This is a genomic window from Paenibacillus sp. 11B, assembly GCF_030487755.1.
Lineage (GTDB): Bacteria > Bacillota > Bacilli > Paenibacillales > Paenibacillaceae > Paenibacillus > Paenibacillus vandeheii.
Genome location: NZ_JAUKNS010000001.1, coordinates 1,567,084 through 1,586,648 on the forward strand (window position 1 = coordinate 1,567,084; position 19,565 = coordinate 1,586,648).

17 protein-coding genes are annotated in these 19,565 nt (G+C 42.9%); 4 read left to right on the top strand and 13 right to left on the bottom strand.

Features of this window, described 5'->3' with window-relative positions; translation table 11 throughout:
• Positions 1 to 368: 368 nt before the first annotated feature.
• Both Q0V21_RS06960 and Q0V21_RS06965 read right to left on the bottom strand, forming a co-directional pair.
• On the bottom strand, positions 369 to 785 hold the full coding sequence (locus Q0V21_RS06960) for a hypothetical protein (protein WP_301878176.1): 417 nt from the start codon (positions 783 to 785) through the stop codon (positions 369 to 371).
• A gap of 320 nt (positions 786 to 1,105) precedes the next feature.
• Complete coding sequence (locus Q0V21_RS06965; RefSeq protein WP_301878177.1) at positions 1,106 to 3,163, bottom strand: methyl-accepting chemotaxis protein; 2,058 nt, start codon at positions 3,161 to 3,163, stop codon at positions 1,106 to 1,108.
• Between the two features lie 293 nt (positions 3,164 to 3,456).
• On the opposite strand from Q0V21_RS06965, the gene Q0V21_RS06970 reads away from it, so the two are divergent.
• Both Q0V21_RS06970 and Q0V21_RS06975 read left to right on the top strand, forming a co-directional pair.
• Positions 3,457 to 4,551, top strand: coding sequence for a hypothetical protein (locus Q0V21_RS06970; protein ID WP_301878178.1), 1,095 nt, complete (start codon positions 3,457 to 3,459; stop codon positions 4,549 to 4,551).
• A gap of 21 nt (positions 4,552 to 4,572) precedes the next feature.
• Positions 4,573 to 5,529 carry a phosphotransferase gene (locus Q0V21_RS06975; protein ID WP_079350518.1) on the top strand — a complete coding sequence of 319 codons (957 nt, stop codon included), beginning with the start codon at positions 4,573 to 4,575 and terminating at the stop codon, positions 5,527 to 5,529.
• Positions 5,530 to 5,708: 179 nt separating this feature from the next.
• Here Q0V21_RS06975 and Q0V21_RS06980 read toward each other — a convergent pair whose 3' ends face one another.
• From Q0V21_RS06980 to Q0V21_RS07000, 5 genes are all read right to left on the bottom strand, one after another.
• Entirely contained in the window at positions 5,709 to 6,587 is an 879-nt protein-coding gene (locus Q0V21_RS06980; protein ID WP_079350519.1) for an amidohydrolase family protein, read from the bottom strand.
• Position 6,588: 1 nt separating this feature from the next.
• A complete protein-coding gene (locus Q0V21_RS06985) occupies positions 6,589 to 9,741 on the bottom strand; it encodes a GNAT family N-acetyltransferase (protein ID WP_079350520.1) in 3,153 nt (1,050 codons plus the stop codon).
• 410 nt (positions 9,742 to 10,151) lie between these two features.
• A complete protein-coding gene (locus Q0V21_RS06990) occupies positions 10,152 to 10,469 on the bottom strand; it encodes an AbrB/MazE/SpoVT family DNA-binding domain-containing protein (protein WP_285078723.1) in 318 nt (105 codons plus the stop codon).
• A 21-nt stretch (positions 10,470 to 10,490) separates the two neighbouring features.
• The gene (gene rarD / locus Q0V21_RS06995; RefSeq protein WP_079350726.1) at positions 10,491 to 11,369 is read right to left on the bottom strand and encodes an EamA family transporter RarD; all 879 of its coding nucleotides are present in this window, start codon (positions 11,367 to 11,369) and stop codon (positions 10,491 to 10,493) included.
• 105 nt (positions 11,370 to 11,474) lie between these two features.
• Positions 11,475 to 11,918, bottom strand: a complete 444-nt coding sequence (locus Q0V21_RS07000) for a GNAT family N-acetyltransferase (RefSeq protein ID WP_079350521.1) — start codon at positions 11,916 to 11,918, stop codon at positions 11,475 to 11,477.
• Positions 11,919 to 12,118: 200 nt separating this feature from the next.
• Here Q0V21_RS07000 and Q0V21_RS07005 point away from each other — a divergent pair, with 200 nt between their 5' ends.
• Positions 12,119 to 12,673: a stalk domain-containing protein gene (locus Q0V21_RS07005; RefSeq protein WP_079350522.1), complete on the top strand. Its 555-nt coding sequence runs from the start codon at positions 12,119 to 12,121 to the stop codon at positions 12,671 to 12,673.
• Positions 12,674 to 12,790: 117 nt separating this feature from the next.
• Here the strand turns inward: Q0V21_RS07005 and Q0V21_RS07010 are convergent, their stop codons facing one another.
• From Q0V21_RS07010 to Q0V21_RS07035, 6 genes are all read right to left on the bottom strand, one after another.
• Positions 12,791 to 13,246 carry a DinB family protein gene (locus Q0V21_RS07010; protein WP_079350523.1) on the bottom strand — a complete coding sequence of 152 codons (456 nt, stop codon included), beginning with the start codon at positions 13,244 to 13,246 and terminating at the stop codon, positions 12,791 to 12,793.
• Between the two features lie 41 nt (positions 13,247 to 13,287).
• Positions 13,288 to 13,908, bottom strand: coding sequence for a hypothetical protein (locus Q0V21_RS07015; protein WP_079350524.1), 621 nt, complete (start codon positions 13,906 to 13,908; stop codon positions 13,288 to 13,290).
• Positions 13,909 to 14,027: 119 nt separating this feature from the next.
• Positions 14,028 to 14,648 (bottom strand): hypothetical protein, encoded by a 621-nt coding sequence (locus tag Q0V21_RS07020; RefSeq protein WP_079350525.1) that lies wholly within the window; start codon positions 14,646 to 14,648, stop codon positions 14,028 to 14,030.
• Between the two features lie 695 nt (positions 14,649 to 15,343).
• Positions 15,344 to 15,952, bottom strand: a complete 609-nt coding sequence (locus Q0V21_RS07025) for a chloramphenicol phosphotransferase CPT family protein (protein ID WP_079350526.1) — start codon at positions 15,950 to 15,952, stop codon at positions 15,344 to 15,346.
• A 236-nt stretch (positions 15,953 to 16,188) separates the two neighbouring features.
• Entirely contained in the window at positions 16,189 to 17,079 is an 891-nt protein-coding gene (locus tag Q0V21_RS07030) for an AraC family transcriptional regulator (protein WP_079350527.1), read from the bottom strand.
• Positions 17,080 to 17,429: 350 nt separating this feature from the next.
• Positions 17,430 to 17,879, bottom strand: coding sequence for a MerR family transcriptional regulator (locus Q0V21_RS07035; protein WP_079350528.1), 450 nt, complete (start codon positions 17,877 to 17,879; stop codon positions 17,430 to 17,432).
• Between the two features lie 171 nt (positions 17,880 to 18,050).
• Here Q0V21_RS07035 and Q0V21_RS07040 point away from each other — a divergent pair, with 171 nt between their 5' ends.
• The gene (locus Q0V21_RS07040; protein WP_079350529.1) at positions 18,051 to 18,902 is read left to right on the top strand and encodes an aldo/keto reductase; all 852 of its coding nucleotides are present in this window, start codon (positions 18,051 to 18,053) and stop codon (positions 18,900 to 18,902) included.
• Positions 18,903 to 19,565 lie beyond the last annotated feature (663 nt).

Sequence of the window (19,565 nt, forward strand, 5' to 3'; positions counted from 1 at the left end):
TTCTCTTCCTATAAATCTGTCACGGAATCGATATTTGCCCCGTCCAATCCAAGGCATACGTAGCAGAATCGTAAGCTAAGACTCCTATGGTGTAGCTACCCGCTGTAAGCTTAAATCTGATCGTTTCCTGAGGAATCCCCCCCTTACGCGATTCTCAGAGGAAAATATATCTTCACCTTCTCTATGTATACATAAACTGAGTTCGCAAAAAATGGATGAGCATCCAAAACAGCTCTGATTTATTATCTCTGTCAGAGGAATTGGATAAATACTGCCCTCCTATATTTTTGAAACATCATAAAAAAAACCTTATACTTCGCTAGATTCCATAGAATCAGCTTACTCTAGGCTTCTCAACATAAACATACTTAATAGATGGACACCGTGTCCGATGGGAGTGAGATGGTAGAGATTGCCTCCCATGTACTCACTTCCTCTATTTCGGTAATCGTCAACTTGGCAAAAAAACTGTATCCCCCGAATCCCTCCTTGTCGGTGACAGCGTCCTTGAACGCAGAGAATTTCGTTTTCAAAAACTTTTGTTTGGATATGTTTAGATCATATCTAAGCATAATACTCACTTCGATCTTTTCTTCTGTTTTATTCAGTTCATATTCGTCTATGAGCGTTTGAAGTGGTTCAAGAATCACTGAAGGACAGATTTTTTTCACTTTCACTGCTTTGACCACAGGTGCCTTCAATTGAGCTTCTTTAGCCGAAGCTACTGAAGGAATGAATAAGAGACACGCGATGAAGGAAATGAATACTTTTCTTCGTGTTTGCATCAAGTTACCACCTTCTCACTCTAAATTTACATTACTTTCCTATTCAAACGTAAATAAGACAGTAAATGTTTCGTTGTTAACCTCACTTTTTACATAAAGGATTTATCCAATGTCATCAGATCTTTTTTTATAAAAAAACAAACCTCCTCGCCCTTAACTAAATAGGGCTTGGAGGTTCAGTTGTATGCTGGGGTATCGGATTAGTATTTATTACTTTCAAAGGAGGTTCTTAGTTCGAAATGAACCAAGAACGTTACAGTTTTAACACCCATGTGCTACATGCCCCATGTTTCTTGTTTCTTGTTTCTTGTTTCTTGTTTCTATTTTATTTTGAACCGGGATGATTCTTCGGCAAGTTGTTTGGTCAATCCATTAATGGTCTGCACCATATCTGCCAAATGCTCGGTCATGCCGGACTGTTCCTGCATTGTAGCCGACACTTCCTCTACAGATGCAGATACTTCTTCCCCTGATGCTGACAAATTCTGTGCTGCTCCAATAACGTCATCCTTATCACGTTCAATGGATTCAATCTCGGAAGCGATAGCCTGAACCTGATCCATCATGTCATTCATGTTTTGGGTGACAAAAGTAAAGGTCTCTTTGGTCTGGTTAACACTGCTCTTCTGCTGTTGTGTAATCGCCTCGATCGCTTGTACACTGCTATTGTTCTGATCAACATGTTCAATCGTTCTGCCTACAATTCGCTTGATGTCCTCGGACTGTGACGTTGTCTGTTCAGCAAGCTTGCGAATCTCGGAAGCAACCACAGCGAAACCACGCCCATGCTCCCCTGCTCTTGCAGCCTCAATGGAAGCATTCAGGGCAAGCAGCTTGGTCTGATTCGCAATCTCGGCGATGGTGCCTGTGATCTGATGAATGTCGGAAGAGCTCTCAGCGAGTTGTAGAGTAGTCTGCGAGATATTGCGAACTTCGCTCTCGTTCTGATCATTCACCGCGATAAGTGCATCAATAACGGCTTGATTATTTTTGAATGCTTCGGTAATTCCATCCGCCCTTTGCTTGACCGCCTGGGACATCTCGTTCACATTCTCAATCTTGTTGCCCACATTCATGAATTTATCCACAATGGCTTCCGTATCATTCGCCTGAGATTCCATCGCCCGTGATATTTCCATTGCGGTCGTCGTTGTATCCGCAATAGATGCCGACGTCTGCTGTGTGGACCTGTCCAGCTCGGTTGTACTTGCATTCAGAACACCGATAGAGTGGTTCATGCTGGAGATCAATTGTTTATTGTCTTCTGCCATTGTATTGAAACTCTCCACCAGTTGCTTGAATTCCCCGCTATATGTTCCCTCAGCTTGTACTGTGAGATCTCCGCTAGCAAGTTGTCTGAACAATACAGTCAGTTTCGAGATTGGTTTGGTGACAAGCAGCGAGATTAGTATGCCTGCAATGACAGATACCGCAATGGCACTAAACAATACAATATACATTTTATTGGCCATAGCAACCAAGGGTTTCCGTACATCACTTAACTTATCTTCAACAATAATTGTCCAGTCCGCTCTCGGGATTTTGGAATAGAATACAACTTTATCCTCCGTGCTAATTTCACCTTGTTGCAGCTCTCCATTTGAAGGCAGATCAACCAGTGATTGATATTCACCGGATTCCAGCTTCTGTCCCTCCGTCTTCTCATCTGCGGAATTAAACATCACGGTGCCTACACGATCCAGAATAATGACCTTACCTTCTTCATTAATTTTGATGTCCTGCAGCTGGTTCACAAAAAATGAGGTCGAGGCCGTAGATGCGAGCACGCCCTCCACTTCCTTGTTATCATTATAGATCGGCATGGCAGAGACGGTCCCCAGTGTCCCTAACGATTCAGAGATCACACCTTCGCTGATGAAGTTCTGCCCTTGCATGGCCTGTTGGAAATACGTACGGCTGGTGCGTTCCCCACCGAGTATTTCAGGATTGTTTGCTGCAACAACGGTACCTTTTCGGTCCAACAGAATAAGAACGCTGTTGCCCTTCATCCCTGCCAAGCTGTCTGCTAAAATTCCGTTGGCCTTATCCACCAGTTCACTATTTTCCGAGAAAAATGTTTCGTCACTCTGTCCTTCCGTATTTCGAATCTCCAGTAAATCCCGGAAAGTGCGATGCGCTGTAATCAGAAACGTCGATTGTTCTTCCAGCGTTAGTGAGGTAAGCAAACCTGCACCAATCCGGTCAGAAGTTGCTTTAATTTCATCCTTACTTTTGTCCAGCGTAATGATAGCCGCTACGCTGTAAGAGAGTATCGCTGTTACCACCAATACGATTGTTACCAGCAAACTGATCATCAGCGGTAATTTGACTCTGAACGACATGTTGATCATGCGTTCTCTCGCCTTCGCGATTAACAATAAATCCACCTTCCGTTTCTACGATGTTAGTGTCCAATTTTGTATGGGATAACTTTATATCGGTAGATCGTATCTAATCTTTCAGCAAGAAAAACGTTTGCAGAAAATATTTTTTTTAGAGAAGGCAACGAACATTCCTTATGGCCATTTATTCTTGATTTTTTCATTTAAATGGTCTTTTTCTCTTTTATTTAAAGACTGATACTCCTACACGGTTAAAAAAAATATATTATAAAGAAGACGATTTTACGTCGCCTTATAGTATCTTCTCTGATGAAAAGGATGATGAGATCATGAAAAGCAAATTTTTCCGAGCAAAATTCATTTTAGTTATGATTGTTCTACTTCTTCTTGGGGGATGTAGTTCAGGAAAAAATCAAGTGAAAGAAGTGAACCCACTTGAAATGACAACTATTGAGCCACAAGAATATATTTCGATTACGAACACGGAATATGTGAATGGAACGGATACCAGTGACGGCATGATCATGAATGTATACACCTATGACTTTCTTACTAAATCTATAACTAAAACGGCGGAACTACCTTATAACTCCCAATACCCCTTAACCGTAGCTTCTTTAGCCGATGAAACCATTTACTATTCAGGAAGTGGAGAAGGTAAGGGTGATGAGTTATTTTCTTATGATCTAAAGACAAAAACGACTCAGCAGATGAGCTCAGGCTTATTTGCAATCAATACGATTATTCCGAATACCGTTGACAATACATTGGTACTAGCTGCAGTAAAGAAGGGAGAACGCCCTGTCAAAGTCATGTTCTTTGATAAAGAAAGTCATGAAATAACTATATTAAATGACAATGACTCGGATACAACCACATGGGAAATTACATATAATCCGGAAACGAGCAAAACCTATGCCATTCAGTTCTCAGAAGATGAGCAATTTCATCAGATGGAAGAGTCTAATAAAAACCAAACGCCTATGGTTCCTCCAAAACATACCATCATCGAGATTGATGGAATTTCGAAACAGACACGTAAGGTTGTTGAACTGGACAAGGAACAAATTCTAACTCTATCCGCAAGGGGAGATCAGATTCTGATTGCCACGGCAAAACATATTAACAAATATCCAATTGAATACAGTATCGTTGATATTAAAACAGGACTACGAAAGAAGATTGACCTCCCGATTAAGGCTAGCGGTGGATTGTTCTTGTCTAAAGACGGACAAGGTTTCTATTTCCTAGGGGAAAATATTCAAGCAGATGCAGGTACAGATCAGAAACGAGGAATCTATTATTATGATATGAACACTCAAAAAATGGAAGCCATATTCCTTCAGAAAGATGGATTTATTAATAACTTTATGCTTCTGGCAGAGCCAGTCCTCAATGATAATATTAAAAATGCTACTAACTGACCGACAGAAAGGAGATAACAGATGAGTATGGAACCTATCACAGTACAACCATTAATAGAACAAACGATTAATAAGTATGTATTCTCGGATGCTCACATCCTAAGCATGGAAAGTAACTCTATTCAAGCAGGATTTCAGGCCGTAGAATTGCTTCGACATCATATTGAGCTCATAGTAAATGGAGTAAAAACGGACCTTTCTCTCGTTACGAAGAAGGCTACGTTCATTGAACGCTCCGCCTTGTCCAGATTATTTTCACAAGGGGCTAATGTGCCCTTTAGTCTATCAAATGAACCTCATACTGAAGATCGCAGCTTGATCTGCATTCAGGATGTGGACTACCAAACCGATTATAGCCATCTGGATATGGAACTGCTTCAGAATAAAGAATTACGAGCGCTGGCTTACATACATGGAACGAATATGGGGTCGAAAAAAGAACTTCCCTGGATACCCACTGTGGATCGAAATCACATCATCGACATGATGGAAAAACGTTGGAGACCTTCGTGGAACACCGCTATAGAAAGTCCGGCATTCATTGAGGAATTTGGATTACCGATCATATCGAAAATTGAAGCTGTAGCCAGTAGCATCGTTGATGATCTTGAAGTTCTAATCAAAGATGAACATATGCATACGATGCTCCATAATGATCTGAATCCCGGAAACGTACTGGTACATAACAATGAGAATGTTTATTTTATCGATTGGGAGGAAGCAAGGTATGGCTCCCTGTTCTTCGATATTCCTTTACGCTGTAGCCACTTAAAACAAGTAGCGATATATCGGGAGGCTCTAAGTTCCCACGGATACGATATTCCACAAGAGCAATTCGAAAAATACTTCTCTCTGGCGTCCCGTTATCTTGGCATCCGTTATATGAGTTGGAGCCTTGGGGTATGGGAGCAACACTCACATGCAAAAGACGACTTAAAAAAATATATGAAGATGGTAACTCAACCTTTGTTCTCCTAATCCCTTACTCATTCCAAGTTAGCCGTAGGTAGAATTCACTGTTTTCCCGGATAAAAAAAGGCTCCTGCCACCAGAAGTGTCAGGAGCTTAGCTTACATGATAGGAATCCAGCATCAACATCGTATGTCTTCCATGACATACATGGCATACATTCCCCTCAGATACTAATGATCTGGTGCCTAACCCAGATCTGCAATTCGCTGTTTAATACGCGGAAATAGTCCAAAAGCATTCTCGTAGAATACCTTCTCATGATGCTGCTCCGGCACAAGTCGGCGGACGAATTCGGCATACAGATCGATCGGCGCAAGCGGCCAGTCAGTTCCGAACAGCATTTTCTCGTAATGATCTGAATACACCAGCGCCCGGCGGAAATGATCCATGAACAAGGATTCGTTCATAAACCGTTCGAATTGGGGCCGATCACCGACCACAAGACCAGACAAATCTGCGTAAACGTTCGGGTTCTTCGCCACGACTTCAGCAGCATCCATCACCCAAGGATCTCCCAAATGACAGATCATAAAATTCACACCGCGCTGTTGAAAGGCTAATTCGTCTACGGTTAGCGGATGTGCATACTTGAGCAAACCATTCATGGAGTACGTATCCCCTGTATGAATAACCACCGGCACATTATACTTGGCTGCCAGTTCATAGACTGGAGTGTAAATCTTGTCATATACGTAGTGATGATAGTACCCCGCATATAGTTTGATTCCAGCTACCTCAGGCGCCTGCAATCGTGCTTCAATCCGATCCAGCTCGTCCTGAGCGTGTTCACCACCAAGCTGGTTTGGATTAATGCCGACGCATTCCATGAGGAATGACGGAACGGTTTCTTCCAAATCAAGTCCCATCGGGTTGGGAGAACTGGAATCCGGGAATGCTCCCTTCGACTGCTCCGTAACCCCCATGCCGATGCCAAGAATAACGTCGTTCTTATCAAACTCCGCCTTGAGGCCAGCGGCAGAATAATCCACTTTCGATAAATCGATCGCCGTTCGATGAAAGCTGTCGATGTCCGACAGATGAATATGAATATCAATAATCGGCATGTTAAGCCTCCTTTTCACCTTTTGAAGTTGCAAAGTTTAGCTGCAGAAGGCCACGTACATCCTCTGGATTCAGAGGAATTTGCCCCAAGATCAGATAGGTCGGCTCTGTCCAGACCGTTTCCCCGTTCAACAGTGGCAGATTGTGATACACATTGTGACCAAGCACCACATTGTTCACAAACCCCGCAGCATTCTGATTAGGGTAACGATTCACTGCATGGAGCATGTCTTTACGCGAAACTGCACCCATTCGCAAGAAACCCTTGGACTGAAGATATCCGTCTACCTTTCCGAGAGGGTACCGCCCTTGCTCGGGGTGTTCCAGCCAACCATCAGCAAAGACAGGCGAAGGTTTGAAGAAATGTTCCTCCGCTAGCGAGTAATCCAGCGCCAATCCACTTTCGTTCGTAACCGAATGCAACTCACAGAGAACAGGAACGCCCGGCAGCATGAGATAATGCTGCTGTACCGTGATTCCCCGATTCGCTTCATGCTTCTCGATGCGAGTCGTGATCTGAATTCCTTTCCAGACGTTACCGTAGTCATCCTTCCGCTCCGTCCAAGTTGCACTTCTTTGTTCCAACTGACGGCTGAAACCGTTCATACCAGGGATACCCACACCAAGTCCGCCATACCATGGATTCCACCATGAACGTGGAGCTGCTTCCGGATACGTACTGTCCAGCCATTCTTCACCCTGGTACTTCAAGGAATGCACGACACTTCCGAAGCCAGGGGCAGCTGCCAACGAAAGAACTCCGTTGATCACCGTGTACACAGGACCTGCTGGACCTTCTTCAATCACGCAATCAACGGCTGTTCCTGTCTGCGGATACCAAAGGGCGGTCCGTTCATGAATCCGATCCTCACCTCGATATATGGCCTGAACCTTCCAGCCAAGATCGTGTTCTTCGGTCGTACCCTTTTCCTTAGGGGAGAACTCCAATTTAGCAGAGCGCAGATCCTGCTCTCGATTTAATTCCATATCACCAGCTAAATGCTCCGTTGCGCCACCATTCTGCACGTACAGTTCCAGCTGTCCGGCGAGCGGAACCATTTTCCGTTCAATTAGTTCTGCTGTCAGCACATCCTGGGCGAACGGATTACCACCACCCAATTCCAGCTCAAGATGGTTGTCCAGCGTCGGTACAACCGTGATCGGCTGTTTACGAGCGAAAGCTCGGAAATCATGCCATTTGGCAAAGGTGTTCAGAGCAAATACGGTCGCCTTTGTTCGTACAACGGCTCCTGCTGGAATTCGGCCAAGCTCATGCTGCAACCCCAGTGTATGTTCCGGACGAAGCAGCTTCAGGGAAGGGTCCCAATAGATACCGCAAGCACCGTACTCTTCCTTACAGAACAGCCAGTTCTCTGTAATTTGGGAGCTGTCCCAATGGCTCGGATCGCCAGAGTACGCATCACCCATATCCACATAACGGCCTTGGTACGGGAGAATAAGCCGATTGCCGAAGAAACCGAAGTTCGTCATCAAGAACATATCTTCTTCCAGCTCTGCGCTGCGAGTATTCCCAATCTCGTGGTGAAATTCAGCGATTCCATTAGCAGACAGCTTGGCAACGGACTTGATCTCCAAACCAGGAAAGTCTTCCGATTCATACAGTGCTTCGAGAACCTGGTTTTCTCCCTCCGGATAGATGTTCACTTCCTTGGCTTGTTTCTTAGAAAACTCTTCTGCAAATGGCTTACCCAGCTTTGGATAGGTCCACCAGAACGTGTGAACCGAGCCAGGGTATTCAATCCACATGTTGTTCTCTTGCTTACTCATATGGAGGGAGAATGCACCGTTCACGGCCACCCACTGATCTCCGTTTTCCCCGCCATAACGTCCTTGTGTACCTTTCATCAGAACAGACAGCTTGGTTGTGAAAGAGACCGCCTGTCTATCCGTCGGAACAGCCGTTACCTCTACTTCTCTCGAATAGAGACCATACGAACGCAAGGTGAAGGTTACCGGTACAGAGGCTTTGCCTTTTGAAGGGACCGTGAAGCGCACCGAAGGTTCTGTCCACTCTAGAAATGCATCCTCCGGCAGGTCAAAAGTGAATTCCGCTTCGGAATCAAAATTATTCTCTACGTTCAGGTACAGCTCGGCCGGGATGCCTGTATAGAGCTCTTTTACGGGCAACGCTGTGTTGATCTTGGCCGGGAATTTCGGGGCAACGCCCGTACGAAACTCGGCCTTTCTGCCACCGATCAGCCATGTACTCGTGACGACGGGATGAGTCTTATTCTGGCTTTGCTCCTCTTGAACCGGATCAAGGTGGAACTCACCCTCCACAATTACCGTTTCTCCCGAAGCAACCGTTCTTGCAACGTCCAACGCAAAACGAATATTTTTGTTGTCCTGGCCCTTGATCTCGAATTTCAACTCGGAAGTTGAGCGGTTCGCGATCCGATAGCGAACCTTGTATGCGGAACCAAATACGAGATCATGATCATCGATCTCTGTTGAGATTTCGTAATCTGGTGTTTCGAGAGCCGTCAGCCCGCGACCAGACTTCTCGAATTCGGCTCGCAAGGAGATATCTCCCTTTTTCCAGGAATAATCAAAGAAATCGAAACCACGCACCCGTCGGCCATCCGGCTCAATGACGAGTTCACGCGTGCTGTCTGCGTACCAATCCAGCTCCTCAAAATAAGGAGCAAGTGCTTCCGTCTGCAAGATGGTCGGGATAAAGTTCATGAGATGCACGTTATCATCTTTTTTCTCCCAAAAGAATCCGCATTTCTTGTACATCGGTACAGCCTTGGTGTTGCCTGCCCATGTGAACAGATCCAGGCGAGGCCATCCCGCTTCCACGGTCTTGCGAACGGCGTTCAGGATCAGATTACGTCCGACCTTGTAGCCGTGATAATCGGGGCGCACATTCAATAGCGGTACATACAGGGCATTCTCGTCATAACGGTAGTGGGCAAAACTGCAGAAGCCAACAACCTCTGTCTCATGAACGGCAAGAAATACATGAAGATTGGACGAAGTCTCCATCTCCCGGCGAACAGTATCTTCCGTTCTCTGGTTGGTGCCACCTCCCCAACTTTCGTTACTGCGGTTCCACATATCAGCAACTGCGGCAGCATAGGAGGGATCGTATTCAATAATTCGGATTTGTTCCATGATCGAAGTTACTGTCATATTTGGATCTCCTTATCTTTATCTATAGGATGGTCTTCGTGGTCATTCGATATGGCCTTTGCCCGTTAGCCGCAGAGATAAATCAGGCCATGTTTGAAGAAGCTAGCGATAGTATTATCATACTATAATTGGAAAGAATTTCAGAGGATTAAAAATCTTTCTTTCCAACTTATAAGTGCCTTTCGGCTCTTGTTCGAAGCGTCAAGGATGGACGAATCTATTTAGGTATGTAAAAAAATCCACGTCTCTGAGTTAGACGTGAATTTTGGTAAACGAACAGCTAATAATCTTAAATTATGCCAAAATAGAACGGACATTGCGTAGAACTGATTTCATAGGGATTGGCTCATTAAGCCACATACAACAGCAAGACCCGTTACTTCATCGGTCGGTCGCCTCGCTGGGAATGATTAAAGTAGCTCGTTCCCTTCCGTGCCAAAGTCTATTACTTTATGTCTTGTATCCTGTTTCACTTTAGAGAGCAAATTCTTTAGATGGTTACGTAGTTCCTCATTGGACTCTTCAGGCTTGGTTTTTGGACGTAACAACAATTCATTATCTGCTGTCACCAAAATTTCAATTTCCGAGCCTTCTTCCAGATTAAGATGCTTAAGTAATTGGTTAGGAATGCGAATTGCACTGCTATTTCCCCATTTGCTAAGTGTGGCTGTAATCATGGTAATCCCACACCTTTCATTTGATTGATGCTCCAGGGCTTTCCACTTCATCCCTACTAAGGTCCTTTATCATCAGCTCGCCTTCGCGAGTTTCGTGCCGCGAATCGATGCTGTAGCGTATACGACAAGCGCCGTCCAGATGAGCGCAAAGCCAACGAGCAGAACCGGCGAGACCGATTCCTTGAATACAAATATGCTCAGTAACAGCATGATCGTCGGCCCGATGTACTGAACGAAGCCGAGGGTTGACAGCGACATCCGGGCGGCTGCACGCGCAAAAAAGAGCAGCGGCAGCGCCGTGACTACGCCGGAAAGAAGCAATTCGATGAACGTCGGTGCAGGCAGCGTCCATGCCGTCGTTTTCCCCACGACGGCCAAATAGATCCAGTAGCCGAGCGCGACAGGCAGGACTACAGCCGTCTCCGAAAATAAGCCTATAGAAGCGTCCTGCTTGATCTTCTTCTTCGCCAGGCCATACAAACCAAATGACGCAGCCAGCGAGATCGCGACCCACGGAAAACGCCCATAGTCAATCGCGATGATGAGTACCGCGACGCCAGCAATGGCAATCGCAAGCCATTGTCCGCGGTTTGGTTTCTCACGAAGGAAGGCGACCGCTAACAACACGTTCAGCAATGGATTCAAATAATAGCCAAGGCTTGTCTCTACGACATGGCCGTTGTTGACTGCCCAGATGAAGATGAGCCAATTGGCAGCAATCAGCAGTCCGCTCGCGGCGAGCGACAGCAGGAGCGAGCGATTAGTCGCAACTCGCTTTATATCACCCCAGCGGCGCTGGGCGGCGACCAGAATACCCATGAAAACGAATGACCAGACAACCCGATGTGATAGAATCTCGCCTGCCGGCACTTCGCTAAACAACTTCCAATAAAGCGGGAGAACCCCCCACATAATATACGCGATAATAGCGTTGATCAACCCGTTATTCATAATCATTTTTCCCCTCTTCTTGCTCTGATGTCTGAACGGATTATACGTCTCAATCCCCTCTCAAGTAAAGGAAATAATTGATTAATTTGATTTAATTATTACTTACTAGTCCAGGTTAACAGCCTTATCAAAGCAGTATGAATCTTTGTCATAGCCATTATGCTCATAGAACGCATGGGCGTCAGTTCGCTTGAATCCGCTGCATAAAATAATACTAGATATTCCGAGTTCTTTAGCATAATTTTCAGTGTGTCTTAATAGTTTTGTACCTACCCCACGATGCTGAAATTCCTTTTTTACGGCCAGAGCTTGTATATGTAAATAACCAATCGAAACCCCTATAGCTAATGCCTGAACTACAGTTAGAAAACCAACCACATCATTTTCAAATAATGCAACAAATGTTTTGTAATTCCCCTCCTCATTCATTTTTTCTGTAATAACTCGAAAGTTTTCATCATTAACATTGCAAATTCCAAGCACATCGTTCCATAAAAAAACAACTTCATTATAATCATTCGCTACAATTTCTCGTATCTTAATTTCCATGCCTAAGCTCCCTTAAATAGAAATGTTCGTTAAAGCATTCGATAATTGATGAAGCAATCCTGCCCGTTAGATTAATGGATAATTTTCGTTTTGGAAAAAAAAGATATATCACCGTTCATACAAATGGATTTTAAAGGAAACCTTTTCTCGGCTTGTAGCGTTTATGTTACGTGAATAACAATACTTAAGGAGGAATCAAGATGAAGCGAATAATTTCTCTATTGTTGATGTCATCTTTAGTTGTGGGTGTAGTGTCGGTTGCATCTGCTAAGGACCAACCTTTAAAAGATCTACCTTTTAAGGAACGTGCCGCGTATACATATAATCCTTCATTAAAAAAGATAGAACTAAATATCACAAAGAACCACAAGTTGACTACAACGACGTATAACTCCATTTATGTTCCAGTGAAGGATGTCTTTAAAGCATCCGGAGCAACAATTAAATGGGATGGAAAGAACAAACTGACTACGATTAAAAATCAAGAACAGGAATTGATTCTTAATTTCTCTGGTAAGAGCATCGCAGTGGGTAAGAACCAAGTAGCTCTTCCCCAAGATTGGGTACAATTGATAAACGGAGTCTCGAGTATCGATGCCTTTGTTCTAGCATATATTTTTGAAGTAGCTGCTGATGAGTCCGACCAAGAAAGAGTGGACTGGGAAGAAAAACTTAAATTTTTGGATATCAAAGAAACGACCGGTCTTCCAGGATTAGATAAGTATATGCATGTGTTTGTTGAGTTTAATGATTGATTGAAATCTATATTCGCTAATCCTCTTTCGGTTATCCTCGGGATAGGTTTCTTTTCCTCTTATTAAGAAACCTATCTATGAATATCCAGTCCTCTATAGGCCACACTATCCTGCCCGTTAGAGCCTCGCGAACGTGATGTAATCCACTTGGACAGGTTCTGCCGATTCGATCCGAATTGCCCGGTTGATCTGTCCCCGGTGATATTGCCCATGTAAGAGGACCTGCAACAGGATGTCCCGGACGGATGTTCGGAATGGAACCCCGCTCTGATTCGCATAGTCGATCATTTCGTCCAACTCAGATTCCTCAAGCCCTTCGATATAGACGCGATATTGCTCAGCGTTTTCTTCGAACATCGTCCGGATCGCCGTCAGGTCTTCCGATTCCTCCCACAACGAATATTGCGTACTTCCCTTGCCCTGCAATCGAGACAGCCAGACTCGTTCCGCGACCGCAACGTGCCGAACGAGTTTCAGAAGGTCCTTGTTCTGCGTCCCACTCTCCTCGAGCGCGTCCAAGATACGTCCGTCTGCCCAGTACAGGTGGTCCATCATGCACTTGATTGTCTTCATTTCGATTTCCCCCTCTTCGTCTCATCGTTGAACACCACCTTTTAACGTAAATCCGTAAGGACTTGTTTCGCATAAGCATCCCAATCCGCTTCATCTGTGTTAATCTCTAAAGTTGGAATAAACGATTGTTTCGTAGCCATTCGAAGGTTTTCTTGATTATCTAAAAACGTTTCACATACTTGGGTAGTAGTAGACTTTCCCATCACATATGACTTCCACGCTTCACCGCGACTTTCAATAAACCTAGGCTCAACTGCATCCGGGGGCAAGGTTAAGAGTACACAATGTGCATTCATGCTGGATAGACGTTTCTCAAGCAACTCGATCTCAGGAGAGGCTTTAAATTCGGCTCTATGATTTATATGAAACCTCTCTAAAAGAAAGAATATACCTTTTGATGGTTTTGAATGACCAAGAGAGTTAATCCAATCGTATTGTTGTTCAAGATAATCAACATGTCGACTTAGAAGTGAAATATGTTCTTCCTTATCCATGGATCTTAAAACACCTTGGTATGAATGCAATACTTGTGAATAGTGTTCACTTACTGCAACTATAGTTTTTTCACTATTCGGTGTTTGACTATGTAATCTCTTTATAGCAGAAAATAATGATGTTTTTCCTACAGTAGACATCCCTTCAATAATTACACCCCGAATCATCTTCCTACTCCTCCTAAGCTTCGTGGTATTCTGTCCGTTAGTTGAACAAAAAGCAGCCAATCACGTTGGTCAGCTGCTTTCTTGGTTTTATTAAAGCTATCTACCCGTTAGCTTATGGATTACAATGAGTCTTGCCCATATTCGTTCCAATATTGTTTTAAATGCTTTTGTAGTGCAAAATCAAGATCAACATTATCATATTTCACTTCAACTTCGGCAGACATAATTGCCGTTCCCAAAGGTCCGCTGAGTCCTCTTGAACCTCCACTCATGCCAAGCTCAGGTAGCAATTCAGCTTGGGAGTACCAGCGTTCTGCGTAATCCTTGGTACCGCCTGCATTTCTAACGATATATAGTCGATGCAGAATGTTAACATCATCCCGATAGCTATAGTAAAAATAGCCTTTTTCCTTAAGAGCATCCGTAATATTGATTTCTTCGCTGTTGACACTTACAATAAGCTGTTCCGAGGACTCTTTGACTACCCAATCGCCATCGTTTTCGCTACCCATGGAGTCTGTATGGTTTTCTGCAATTTCATAGTGCAGGGAGGTTCCATTAGCAAAGACAACAGTCTGTCCTCTACCTTTGAAAAACCTCGCATAATCAGTAGCGGTTGCATTTTCATATGCTTGACCTTGTTCGCTTGATAATTGTTCACCATCTTTTGTAACAGAACAAGCAACAAGGGTTAACACTAAAGTTGATAGTATAGTTATTTGTAACACTTTTTTCATCATGACTCGGTCCTCTATCTCTCTTTTTCTTCTGATTGCTTAAATTACAATCTAGCATTAAACATCGGTAATGTATATCCTATAACTAACCTAACCTGCCTAATAACTTAACAAAACAGCCGTTCACAATGATCGACTATAAAGGTATTAATCAAACCGTGACGAATAAGATTAGGTTAATAATTCATTACGGATTTTCAGGAGGAGCACATGCTTAAAAAATATTTATCGAAGTATCCTCTATAGTTTACAGTTATATGGTGTTTGACTGCCTTAACTGTACTTTTAAATTTGCTGTTTTGGAGTAACGTTTTAATCATTCTCTTTTCAGTGATTGTTTTATATGTGGCTAACGGATTTCGAGCGTGGAATAGTGATCGAAAGTTATCTCTTGTATCGTTTGTATTGACATTCGTTTTCTCTTATATCTTTTATCGATTTTTGACTTTGTAGACGCTGCGGAAAAGCAATATGGATTCCCCAAAAAATTGCCGAAAATTTTGATTTTCGGTACAAAGGATTCTTTTTCTGGATATTTGACTATCCTGCCTATTATTTGAACAAAAGCAGCCGATCACATTGATCTGCTGCTTTCTTCATATTATTGAACTATCGTTTCCCGTTAGTTTAACAGGACCGAGAGCCGAATGACCCGAAGCGTGAATATGATGTTAGCTGATGGATACGCCTTCTTTGGACTACTTACTTACACTTTCCCCCTTAATCAACTTCTTAAAAGCAGTGTATTCTTTATTAGATCTTATAAAATTTAATATCTCATTAGCACACTCACTCGATCTCATTATTTCAGTATTAAATTCAAGATCATATTCATTAAAGCAATACACGTTATCGTATTGTGAACTTGCTAAACCAATCTCCCTGTCTCCTCTAAGTTGTTCTCTTCTAGCAAGTTCTTCCTTTGAACATTTAACTACTACGAATAAGACAGGGTGATCTGATAATAATTCAATACAAGTATTGAACCATTTGTCATTACCTATAACAGAATCTACAACTACGTTGTTTCCCATCGCAGAAAATAGTTTTATTGTCGAGTAGTATAATGAAATCAACGGATCTGCAAGAATTTGATTTATTAATTGTCCATCCTCTGCACCATTTGTTTCAATACTCGGATATGTGCTATTAACGAAATCTTTATAACTATGAAATACCCCATTAATAAAATTATCAAATGATAAATGTTGAAATGGGATATCAATTTGAGTTAATAATTCATTAGATATGCTTGTCTTTCCAGAACTTGAAGTACCATTAAGAAGAACTATAATCCCTGGCTTCAATAGAATCCGCCTTTCATCATTTTATTTTTGCGTATCTTTCAGCTAACACTGACTTCACGAAAATTATCCATTTTAAAGTATTCGCGAAGTTATTGAACAATCCTGCCCGTTAACGTAATGAAGCTGCCGGTCCAACACAGGCAGATTCATTTTCGTCGTTTAATCAATTATAGTTTCCCGTTAGCTGAAAAAATTTTGTTTTAATTATAATTAAAAAAGAAGACGTTCTTATACAATCACACCTTATTTATTTTCCTTACTGCAAACCATAGCTCAACAAAATTAAGCCCGTCTTTACCTCCTGTAATCTCAAATTCCATTCCATCGACCTGTTCATATCCAGCAGTGGGAAGCCATTCGGAGAAGAAGCGTTTATATAATGTCTCAATTGTTTCATCAAATTTATTCCATGTGAACAGATCAGATGGGAAAATTACCCATGTTTGAGCTGGTATTGTTATACTTGTGTACCCATCAGTTTTACTTGAATCCCCTTTAAATGCGGACAGCATATACGAAAAACTATTCTCATCTGTTTTTTTGTAACTACAAACAGCATGCACTTTATGATAGTCCTGATTTAAAAAGGCTGGTAAATCGCCTGCATTGTTCGCAAGCCTTTCAACCTCGCCGTTAGCATGGCTTTGCTTCCATAATTCTGCTGGTGTATCCACTCCGTTTAGTTGAAGCACTTTTTCAATTCCGAATACTTGAAAGGATTCTTTTGTCTCGATACGGTAGTTCATAGCCTTTTCCCCTTTAATTGAAATAAGGAAGGAAAGCCGAGGATAGGCTTTGAGAGCTGTCCCTTCTTCTCGAGCCATTGCTGGGTTAACACCATGCAACGATTGAAAAGCCCTTGCGAATGAAACTGGAGATTCATAACCATACTTTATAGCAATGTCAACAACTCTTATATCACTATTCTGCAATTCAATTGCAGCGAGTGTAAGCCGTCTTCTCCTTATATATTCCGCAAGAGACACATCAGTAATGAATGAGAACATTCTCTGGAACTGATGTGAAGAACAACAAGCACATTGAGCAATTTCCTTCAATTCGATCTTTTCGGTTAGATTCAATTCGATGTAATCCAACGCCCGATTCATCCTCATAAGCCAATCCATCCTATCCCTCCTCTTAATAGAATTATAGTTATGCACCGTTTTCATTTCGCAACTATTTGTGCACAATTAAGTTTCCTTGGAGAATTCATATCGATAATTAATTATAATATAGCGCAATGATGTACTTATTAAAGGTAATTCTGAACGTTAAGATAATCTTTTATGCTAACCTGCCCATTAATTTAATAAAAAGAGCAGGATACCGAAGTACCTGCTCATTAATGTATATTATTCCACTAACGTTTCCCTTTAGTTCAATCTGGACTGACATGAATCTTGTTCATTGCAAGCCAATCAAGAGTTTTAAACCGAGGGTTTTCTCCAAACCTGTTGATGTGCTTGAATATCGCTCACACCTTATGAACAGAGGGCGAGTAAAATACGTCAGCGTGCATATGTTGAATTTTGTCCCAGTTACCAGGGTTGGTCGTGTCCGGAATACGTTGGTCCAAAATGGCCTGATATAGCACGGTCTTTTGTTCCAAATGTGCAATATGCCGTTTGGCTTCTTCGAGCTGAACGAGGGCCGCTTCTTTATGCTCCATCATGAGTGCGAAGCGTTGCGGGATGGTCGAATCCCCTTCGAGACATAGATCTATATACTTTTTGATAAATTCAATTGGCATCCCGGATTGCTTGAGACATTTGACGCCATGCAACCAGTTGATCGATTCATCGTCGAACATCCGAATGTTGTTTTGATTGCGCTGTACGCTTGGCACCAGGCCTTTATCCGTGTAAAAACGCACGGCGTGCTCGGTGAGTCCCGTTATCTTGGCGGCTTCTTTAACCGTATGCATGTGAAACCCTCCTCGAAAAAAAATTTATAAGACGCTTGCCTTCGTGTAGCACGAAGGTTCTAAGCTTATTGTAATGCAAATTCAGCCGTATGTGGAATTAGCGTTGCAGTGCCCGATTCCCGGGATACGCGCCGTTTGCTGTTTTACACTTAAACCCTAGGAGGAATTACAATGCAAACTGTAACATTAAACAATGGTGTGAAAATGCCGATCATCGGCTTTGGTGTCTACCAAGTTCCAGATGCTGAAGAATGCGAGAACTCCGTATATGAAGCGCTGATGGCTGGTTACCGTCTGATCGACACCGCCTCCGGTTATCTGAATGAGGAAGCGGTCGGACGTGCGATCAAGCGCAGCGGCATACCGCGTGAGGAGCTGTTCATTACGACCAAGCTCTGGGTTCAGGATGCCGACTACGAGCGCGCCAAGCTGGCTTTTTCCAAATCCTTAAAAAAGCTACAGCTCGACTATCTCGATCTATATCTTATTCACCAGCCGTTCGGCGATTACTACGGCGCTTGGCGTGCAATGGAAGACCTGTACCGCGAAGGTAAAATCAAGGCGATCGGTGTCAGCAACTTCCTGCCCGACCGTCTGATGGACCTCATCATGCATAATGAAATCGTGCCTGCCGTTAACCAGGTCGAAACGCACCCGTTTTATCAGCAGATTGAGAATGGCGCTTTTATGAAGGAGCAGGGAGTGCAGCACCAGTCGTGGGCACCGTTCGCTGAAGGAAGGGGCAACCTGTTCGGCAACGAAGTGCTGACATCGATCGCGTCAAAACACAATAAGTCCGTCGCCCAGGTCGTGTTGCGTTGGCTTGTTCAGCGTGAAGTCGTTGTAATCCCAAAATCGGTAAAAAAAGAGCGGATCGTCGAAAACTTCAACATTTTTGATTTTGAGTTGAGCGCTGACGATATCGAACAAATTTCGGCCCTCGATACGCGGGAAAGTCTTTTCTTATCGTACCGCGATCCCGAAGTCGCCAAGATGATGGGCAACTGGAAAATCGATTTGTAAACCTTGATCGACCGAAACTCATCACGTTTTAAACTCTTTTATTAAGAAAGGACAACTTTCTGCCCCTTAGTTTAACAAAAAGCAGCCGATTACATAAATCGACTGCTTTCTTGTTTTTTTATTCAACTACCCTTTCCCGTAAGCGTATTGATGTATTAATTCATCAATGGGAATTGAACCATCAATATAACGACAAAAGAAGAAATAAAGCTTAGTATAGCAATGAAAATATGAAGACAGCTGAATGAGATTTTTTCCAGAACATTTCTTTGTTTCTTTTGAATGAAGCATGAGTAAATGAACACAGTGATCACAATGGGCAAATATTGATGAAGATCCGGTCCATCGTTACTCGGTAATACTTTATTAATATATCCACCTATTGTTTCATTAATGATCATAAATGCATATATAACTCCGATTATCGCTGATATAAAAAACTGAAATGCTATCTGAATTATTCTATTCTTCAAAAAGAATGGACCACGTTTTCGGTATACATTGAGCATTATCTATTGTTGCCTCCTCCATTCTTTTTGAATAGTTCTCCTATATTTTACCACACAGCTCGTTCTAATGATCTAGCGCAGTGAAATCACCAATCCGAACTAACCTGCCGGTTAGCTTAAAAAAGGCAACTGATCGCTCTGACCAGATGCCTTC